This window comes from Acinetobacter sp. UBA3461 (assembly GCF_002381195.1).
Taxonomy (GTDB): Bacteria; Pseudomonadota; Gammaproteobacteria; order Pseudomonadales; family Moraxellaceae; genus Acinetobacter; species Acinetobacter schindleri.
In genome coordinates this window covers 1-8158 of sequence record NZ_DFRO01000032.1, presented here as the reverse complement: position 1 = coordinate 8158, position 8158 = coordinate 1, and the positions used below count along the sequence as shown (strand labels likewise).

General features: G+C 41.6%; 8 protein-coding genes. 5 read left to right on the top strand and 3 right to left on the bottom strand.

Annotation, left to right across the window (positions count from 1 at the left end; genetic code table 11):
* Positions 1 to 17 precede the first annotated feature (17 nt).
* Positions 18 to 488, bottom strand: coding sequence for a transposase (locus B3D47_RS09650; RefSeq protein WP_163170939.1), 471 nt, complete (start codon positions 486 to 488; stop codon positions 18 to 20).
* On the bottom strand, positions 436 to 831 hold the full coding sequence (locus B3D47_RS09645) for a transposase family protein (protein WP_163170940.1): 396 nt from the start codon (positions 829 to 831) through the stop codon (positions 436 to 438). Before B3D47_RS09645 ends, B3D47_RS09650 begins: the two co-directional genes overlap by 53 nt.
* A gap of 232 nt (positions 832 to 1063) precedes the next feature.
* Between B3D47_RS09645 and B3D47_RS09640 the strand changes: the two genes are divergently transcribed.
* Positions 1064 to 1618 (top strand): flavoprotein, encoded by a 555-nt coding sequence (locus B3D47_RS09640; protein WP_286861729.1) that lies wholly within the window; start codon positions 1064 to 1066, stop codon positions 1616 to 1618.
* Positions 1619 to 1880: 262 nt separating this feature from the next.
* On the opposite strand, the gene ppsR is transcribed toward B3D47_RS09640, so the two are convergent.
* A complete protein-coding gene (gene ppsR / locus B3D47_RS09635) occupies positions 1881 to 2717 on the bottom strand; it encodes a posphoenolpyruvate synthetase regulatory kinase/phosphorylase PpsR (protein WP_004815709.1) in 837 nt (278 codons plus the stop codon).
* Positions 2718 to 2871: 154 nt separating this feature from the next.
* Between ppsR and ppsA the strand changes: the two genes are divergently transcribed.
* From ppsA to B3D47_RS09615, 4 genes are all read left to right on the top strand, one after another.
* Positions 2872 to 5244: a phosphoenolpyruvate synthase gene (ppsA, locus tag B3D47_RS09630; RefSeq protein WP_004892929.1), complete on the top strand. Its 2373-nt coding sequence runs from the start codon at positions 2872 to 2874 to the stop codon at positions 5242 to 5244.
* A 381-nt stretch (positions 5245 to 5625) separates the two neighbouring features.
* Positions 5626 to 6420, top strand: coding sequence for an RDD family protein (locus tag B3D47_RS09625; RefSeq protein WP_248603382.1), 795 nt, complete (start codon positions 5626 to 5628; stop codon positions 6418 to 6420).
* Between the two features lie 302 nt (positions 6421 to 6722).
* The gene (cyoA, locus tag B3D47_RS09620; RefSeq protein WP_005222428.1) at positions 6723 to 7811 is read left to right on the top strand and encodes a ubiquinol oxidase subunit II; all 1089 of its coding nucleotides are present in this window, start codon (positions 6723 to 6725) and stop codon (positions 7809 to 7811) included.
* 3 nt (positions 7812 to 7814) lie between these two features.
* A partial coding sequence (locus B3D47_RS09615) for a cbb3-type cytochrome c oxidase subunit I (RefSeq protein WP_286861724.1) occupies positions 7815 to 8158 on the top strand: 344 nt, incomplete at its 3' end.

Sequence of the window (8158 nt, the reverse complement as noted above, 5' to 3'; positions counted from 1 at the left end):
TAGACCTCTTTCATAAATCATTTTTTACTCAGTTCCAAATTATAGATCCCAGCAATTAGATTGAACCTCAATCCCAATCTTTTTCCTCGATTGCGATATCGCTCAGTAAGGATTTTGAAGGTTTTCAAACTGCCAAATACATGCTCAATGCCAATTCTTCTTTTGTTAATTTCTCGATTGTAAAGCTTTAGCTCAGGATCTAGTTTGCAACGTTTTTTTGCTTTTAATGGCAATAGGCTATTTCGATACACTGTGTAAATCCCTTGATAACCCTTATCTACAAGGATAAAGGCACCTGCAGGAATCTGATTCAAATTGCGTTTGAAAAGCTCGAAATCATGCACAGCACCACGACTCGTGCATAAACTCAGAACTTGCTGTGTTCTATAATGGATAATGGCTTGAACTTTAAAAGTATGTGCCTTCTTCTTACCACTATAGCTTTTCTTCTGTTTTTTTAGGTCTTTGTATTGGAATTTCTGTGGCATCTACGATCACCACATTCCAGTCGATACCTTCGCCTTCAGGCAAACTCTTGGGTAAATTAAATAGATTGGACTTGATCAGGCAATCTTCTACGTGGCGGACAATTCTTGAAGCAGTAGGCTCTGACACGCCATAACTTGTTGCGACATGGAATAATGTTCGGTATTCACGCCAATAGCTTAAGCATAAGAGAATCTGATCTTCTAGGCTTAATTTAGGTGGTCTACCTTTGGCAGGAACATGCATTTTCAATTGCTCAACCATTAAATTAAAGGTTGACCATGAGATGCCGGTATATCGCTTAAACTGTGTTTCAGAAAGCTTCTTTGAATCGATGTATTTCATTCAAAGATTATGCCTGAATGTTTAAGATTCTTCGGTACAAATAATCAGCAATAGATAGGTCGTTTTTTGATTTATGAAAGAGATCTAATTCCCAAAATCCATAACTGAAGTGGATTTTAAAATGTCGAATTATTGATGACTCGAGATTCCATGAAAGTAACTTTACGCCCCTGCCGATATTGTCTATATCTATCACAACAGAATAAAAATTAAATAATTACAGGATATCAATATGGGCGTTAAGCAGGATACAAGTGCCGGTATTTTTCAAAATAACCCTGAACACTTTACAAGCTTTAATGGGACTAAAGTCGACTCTGCTGCCCTTAAAGATATGGATTTTCAGGATCTAAATGTGGCAGTAATTGGGCTTGACCAGTTTAGTGTGAGTCATCTTGACCGTATTTGCCAGCAAGCGGCATCTGTTAAAGTCTTTCAGATTGAACCGCAATTTGTGATGCCGAGTACCAGCCGCACGCTTCAACGCGTATTGAATCATCCGCTGATCAGCAAAAATAAAAATCTCATTAGTAACCGGATTAAAGGGTTATTGTCTTTACGCTTTTTAGAACAGCAGGTCAAAAATCCCTGGTTAAGACGCCAGCTCATGCCTAATCTGGCAGCCGCTAATCGTCATTACTTTAAGTCAGATAGCTTCTATATCGCCCTGCAACGTGAAAACTGTCAGCTTATTACCTGGCCAATTCTGAAAATTTCTGATCATGCAATTCATTGCATACATGGTGAAAATTATCCGGTTGATGTCATTATTCAAACTTTTAAATAAAAATCTATTTATTTTTTTTTGATATATATTTCATAAAAAATACTAAAAAAGAATAAAGCCCTAAATTCTATTGATCGCTTTTTATACAATTTTAGCATCTAAATACGTTTATATTTTTTCTATGAGGTATTTCGCAGCGAAATACTACTGATTGGTTTCAACTATTCTATCATCATTAATTTCTATGATTAATTATTTTAATATATAAAATATTGATAACCAATGGAGCCAAAAACCAGCTTTGACTCCATTAAATATGGGCTTATCCAATACGACGTTTTAAACCGGTCATTTGCAGTACACGCGTCGAGATTTCTTCAATCGACATCTCGGACACATTCAGATATTTAATGCCTTCAGAAATGTAAATTCCTTCAATCGCCCGCAGTTCCATCTGGCACTGACTAAAGCTGGCATAACGGCTATTTGCCTTACGTTCCGTACGGATTGCCACAAGACGATCAGCATCAATCATCAGGCCGAAAAGCTTGTTTTTATGCGGGCGCAGCACAGCTGGCAGACGGTTATCATCCAGATCTTCTTCAGTCAGTGGGTAGTTTGCAACACGAATTCCAAACTGCAGAGAAAGATAAATCGAAGTCGGTGTTTTACCAGAACGTGATACCCCAATCAGGATCAGATCGGCCTTGTCATAATGGCGAGTACGCGCGCCATCATCATTATCCAGGGCAAAATGTACAGCATCAATACGCGCTTTATAGGAGGCAGAGTCGGTTACCGCATGAGTTTGTCCTACCAGCGTCGTTGGATCCGTGCCTAGCTCTTCGGAAAGTTTACTAATAAGCCCTTCAAATACATCAAGATTTACTGCATTTGCCGTATTAATAATATCACGCACATATGGGTCCACCAAAGTATCAAAAACCAGTGGTTTCTGTCCTTCCTCGTGGGCACGTGCATTGATCTCGGCTACGACATTGGTCGCAGCTTCTTCGGAGCTTATATAGGGAATGATATGTATATCAAAATCGACATGAGGGAACTGTGCCAAAAGTGAGTGTCCCAGCGTCTCTGCAGTGATCGCAGTACCATCAGAAATGAAGAAAACACTACGCTTTATCTGTTTACCTTCCGACATTAAAATTCTCCTCAAACATTTGTCTTCGTACTATATAATCTTTATAGTAAACCGATCTTACATGACTGTCGCTTAGTAAAATCATCCACCTAGGTGATTTGCTATACTCTCATGCCAAGATAATGATTAATACTGCAAAAGTGGAGTAACAACTTTGGAAGCGCGCGTAATTGGTCTGGAAAAATTAGGGAAACACGATGTTGAGCTTGTTGGTGGGAAAAACTCATCTTTGGGCGAAATGATCAGCCACCTAGCAAACGCTGGCGTATCTGTACCAGGTGGTTTTGCAACAACTGCTGGTGCATATCGTGAATTTCTCGAGCAAAGCGGCCTAAACGCTAAAATCAATGCAGAGCTTGCTAGCCTAAACGTTGATGACGTAAACGCTCTTGCTGAAACTGGCGCTAAAATTCGCCAATGGATTGTAGAAACTCCGCTTACTGCAGCATTAGAACAAGAAGTTCGTGCAGCATTTGACGCACTTTCTAACGGCAACCCTGACATTGCGGTTGCCGTTCGTTCATCTGCAACTGCAGAAGACTTACCAGACGCGTCTTTTGCTGGTCAGCAAGAAACTTTCTTGAACATCCGTGGCATCGACAATGTATTGATCGCGATCAAAGAAGTTTTCGCATCTTTATACAATGATCGCGCAATCTCTTACCGTGTACACCAAAACTTTGCCCATGACGTGGTTGCCCTTTCTGCTGGCGTACAACGTATGGTTCGCTCTGAAACTGGCGCAGCTGGTGTAATGTTCACACTGGATACTGAATCAGGCTTCCGTGATGCAGTATTCATCACCGCTTCTTACGGTCTGGGTGAAATGGTTGTACAGGGCGCAGTTAACCCTGACGAATTCTATATCTCTAAACCACTTCTAAATGCTGGTAAGCACGCAATCCTTCGTCGTAATCTTGGTTCTAAACACCAGAAAATGATTTATGGTGAAGAAGGCGCTGCTGGTAAATCAGTAGTTGTGGTAGATGTTGAAAAAGCTGAACGTCAACAGTTCGCTTTAAATGACCAGGAACTTCAAGAACTAGCTAAACAAGCACTGATCATTGAAAAACACTATGGTGCGCCAATGGACATCGAGTGGGCAAAAGACGGTGATGACGGCAAACTGTACATCGTTCAGGCACGCCCTGAAACTGTAAAAAGCCGTGAAAACGTTGGTACGATGGAACGTTACCTGTTGAAACAGAAAGGTACGGTAGTATGTGAAGGCCGTTCAATTGGTCAACGTATCGGTTCTGGTAAAGTCCGCATCGTAACGTCTATTAAAGAAATGGACAAAGTACAAGACGGTGATGTACTTGTATCTGACATGACTGACCCGGACTGGGAACCAGTGATGAAACGTGCTGCTGCAATTGTAACCAATCGTGGTGGTCGTACCTGTCACGCTGCAATCATTGCACGTGAACTGGGTGTTCCAGCAATCGTTGGTTGTGGTAATGCAACTGAAGTACTGGTAGACGGTCAGGAAGTGACTGTATCTTGTGCTGAAGGTGATACTGGTTTTATCTACGAAGGCGCGCTTGATTTTGAAGTTCAAACGAACTCAATCGAATCTATGCCTGAACTTCCATTCAAAGTCATGATGAACGTAGGTAACCCAGATCGTGCATTTGACTTCGCACAAATTCCAAACGAAGGTATTGGTCTTGCTCGTCTTGAGTTCATCATTAACCGCATGATCGGTGTACATCCTAAAGCATTGCTGAACATTGACAGTCTGCCTCGTGAAACGCGTGCTGCTGTGATGGCGCGTACTGCGGGTTATGCATCTCCAATCGAGTTCTATGTAGAAAAACTGGTTGAAGGTATTTCTACCCTTGCTGCTGCATTCGCTGACAAACCAGTGATCGTACGTATGTCTGACTTCAAGTCAAACGAATATGCGAACCTGATCGGTGGCAAGTTGTATGAACCAGAAGAAGAAAACCCGATGCTGGGCTTCCGTGGTGCAAGCCGCTACGTTTCTGACAACTTCCGTGACTGCTTCGAACTTGAATGCCGTGCACTGAAAAAAGTTCGTGACGAAATGGGTTTGACCAACGTACAAATTATGATTCCTTTCGTACGTACTGTAAACGAAGCGAAACGTGTCATTGAGCTACTGGCATTAAATGGCCTGAAACGTGGTGAAAATGGTCTAAAAGTTATCATGATGTGTGAATTGCCAACTAACGCGCTGTTAGCTGATCAATTCCTTGAACACTTCGATGGCTTCTCTATCGGTTCTAACGACTTGACTCAGTTAACACTAGGTCTAGACCGTGATTCTGGTATCGTATCTCACCTGTTCGATGAACGTGACGCTGCTGTAAAAGTCCTTCTTTCTATGGCGATCCAAGCTTGCCGTAAAGCAGGTAAATATGTAGGTATCTGTGGTCAAGGTCCTTCAGATCACCCAGATCTTGCAAAATGGTTAATGGAACAAGGTATTGAATCTGTATCTCTAAACCCGGACTCAGTATTGGATACCTGGTTCTTCCTTGCTGATCAAGAAGCTAAATAAGCGGAAATTCAGTAAATAAAAAAGACCCTCAAATGAGGGTCTTTTTTATTTCAGTAATAAATTTTACATGAATTTAAGGTATTAGATTTAACCAATCATCCCTTTGATATTTATCAGCAAAAAATCTTTCGTCATTACATTAAAATTACATTTTTTAAACCATCAATCTTGAATACTTTATTTTATATAGATGGCTAAAAATTTGGATTTTTTTAGTTTCCTAAATCAAATTCGTTTTATTTTGTGTTGTTTTGGTTGTACTTCACCTAAAAATGTCCGACATATGCGCATGTTTAGCTTAAGATTTTGTTTGTGTTATGGCTATAATTCAATAAAATCGAAGCTAAACCTTTTCAACGTACATTTTGAGATTCAGTCTTTATGCAGATTTACCTGGCACGAAACAATCAACAAGCTGGACCATATACGCTTGAACAGCTAAATCAGATGCTTGCAAGCCAGCAAGTATTATTGACTGATTTGGCCTGGCACCAAGGCATGACCGAATGGAAAGCTTTGGGTGAGCTCACGCAGGGTAAATTCGTTTATGAACCTGAAGGTTATATTCCACCTGCACCAGTTGCCGAGCCAGCAGCACCATTTGAGCAGCCTGCAGCACAAACCACTACTTATGCACGTCCTGCACCAAAAGCGAATACATTTGAACTGGCGAGTATTCCTGCGCGTATTTTTGCCAAGTTCGTCGATCTGCTGCTCTGGATTCCAGCAACTTTCATTTTGACTGCCTTCTTCACAGCTGAAGAAAAACTGCGTTTTACTCAGCTAAATGAGCAGATCATGACGCAAGCTATGGGTGGCAGTGCGGATCAGAACCGCGTGCTGGAATTGCAGTCTCAAATGCTGGATATGTTCTCTACTCAGGCTTGGACAGCAGCAGGTTTATATCTGCTGATCATGCTGGTTATCCAAGGTTACCTGATTGCAAAATCTGGTCAAAGCATTGGTAAAAAACTGACTAAAATTAAGATTGTAGACGCGGAAACTGGTACTCAAACTTCACTCATGCGTGCCTTTACTTTGCGCAGTATCGTGTTCATTTTGCCTACAATTTATTTTATTCCATTGTTCTCGCTTGTGGACTGGATTTTCGGTTTGGGCAAAAACCGTCAGACTTTGCACGATAAACTGGCGAAAACCAAGGTGATCAAGCAATAAAATTAAGTTCTCTTTAAAGGGATGCTCTGCATCCCTTTTTTCGCTCATAACTTTGAAATTAAAATAAAATTACTATAAATATTCGACAATCCCGAGCAGTAAAATCGGTTTTTATTACAGTCATTTAAAGCCTCTTTATATATAGCTTAGTTTGTTGTAATCAGGCATAATGCCCTACAACGTAGCGGTGTCTCATGATTAGGAAGATTTTTTGTTAACAAATGAATCTTTTTAATCATGCGACACTTTAATCGCTATCCCATATTAATTTAGGGAATGGGACTCTTCACCGAGGTTGTAAAATGAGACAAACGATTTTAGCTGTATTGTCTTTATCTGCGATGTCCGCACTTTTAACAGGGTGTGGTGGTGATTTAGTACTTCTGAACTCTAAAGGTCCAGTTGCAGCAGGCCAAAGTAGCCTGATGATGACTGCGATTTACTTAATGCTTCTGGTGGTTATTCCATCAGCAATCATGGCATTATGGTTCGGTTGGAAATATCGCGCATCGAATAAAGACGCAGACTATAAACCTACTTGGGCACACTCTACTGCAATTGAAATTGTAGTTTGGGGTATCCCAGTTATTATTATTGCTATTCTTGCCTGGTTAACTTGGTGGGGTTCCCACAAGTACGACCCATACCGTCCGCTTGAATCTGACAAGGCTCCATTAACCGTTCAAGTTATTGCTGAACAGTTCAAATGGATCTTTATCTATCCTGAGCAAGGTATTGCCACTGTTAACGAAATGCGCTTCCCAGAAAAAACTCCGGTTAGCCTTCGTATTACGTCTAACTTCACGATGAACTCTTTCTTCATCCCGGCGTTAAGTGGTCAGATCTATGCAATGGCGGGTATGCAAACTCACCTGAACCTGTTGGCAGACGAAACTAGCCCAGCTGAAGGCTACCGCGGTTTCTCTGCTAACTATTCTGGTTATGGCTTCTCACAAATGCGCTTCCGCGCTCACTCTGTGACTGACGCTCAGTTTGCTGAATGGGTTTCTGCTGTTCAAGCAGGTAATGGTACTTCAGTAAATCCAGAAGCTGTTCAGAAATCTGTATTAGACCAGGCTGAATTCGCATCTCTGCGTGACGGCAACCGTGGTAAACACCAGATTGAAGCGCTGATCGCAAAAGCAAATACTCCTGAAGAGAAGGCTGCTGCTGAAGCTATGAAGCCTTACCCAACTAAGCCACATCCAGTGACTTATTACTCTTCTGTAGAGCAAGGTTTGTTTGAATCTGTGATTAATCACTACATGAGCAACTACCATGGCGCTGACCACTCAGCTCCTGCTGCAGAGCACGGTGTTGCGCACGAAGAAGCTGCTGCTTCTGAAGCACATGTAGCTGATGCACATGCGACTGCTTCTCAAGGGGAATAAGACATGAACTTATTAGGTAAGTTAGGTCCAGATGCAATTCCTTACGATCCAATCGTATTGGTTACTGTTGCAATGATGATCTTAGGCGGTATCGCAGTTGTTGCTGGTATCACCTACTTCAAAAAATGGGGCTACCTGTGGAACGAATGGTTCACATCTGTAGACCATAAAAAAATCGGTATCATGTATATCTTCGTGTCGATTATCATGCTTGTGCGTGGTTTCGCCGATGCGATCATGATGCGTCTTCAGCAGTTCCTTGCAAAAGGTGGTGGTGAAGGTTACTTGCACCCAGAACACTATGACCAGATCTTTACCGCGCACGGCGTGATCATGATCTTCTTCGT

What these genes read in the sequence shown, in the direction of transcription:
- B3D47_RS09650 (WP_163170939.1), bottom strand. Translation starts at nt 488, where the DNA reads ATGCCACAGAAATTCCAATACAAAGACCTAAAAAAACAGAAGAAAAGC.
- B3D47_RS09645 (WP_163170940.1), bottom strand. Translation starts at nt 831, where the DNA reads ATGAAATACATCGATTCAAAGAAGCTTTCTGAAACACAGTTTAAGCGA.
- B3D47_RS09640 (WP_286861729.1), top strand. Translation starts at nt 1,064, where the DNA reads ATGGGCGTTAAGCAGGATACAAGTGCCGGTATTTTTCAAAATAACCCT.
- ppsR (WP_004815709.1), bottom strand. Translation starts at nt 2,717, where the DNA reads ATGTCGGAAGGTAAACAGATAAAGCGTAGTGTTTTCTTCATTTCTGAT.
- B3D47_RS09625 (WP_248603382.1), top strand. Translation starts at nt 5,626, where the DNA reads ATGCAGATTTACCTGGCACGAAACAATCAACAAGCTGGACCATATACG.
- cyoA (WP_005222428.1), top strand. Translation starts at nt 6,723, where the DNA reads ATGAGACAAACGATTTTAGCTGTATTGTCTTTATCTGCGATGTCCGCA.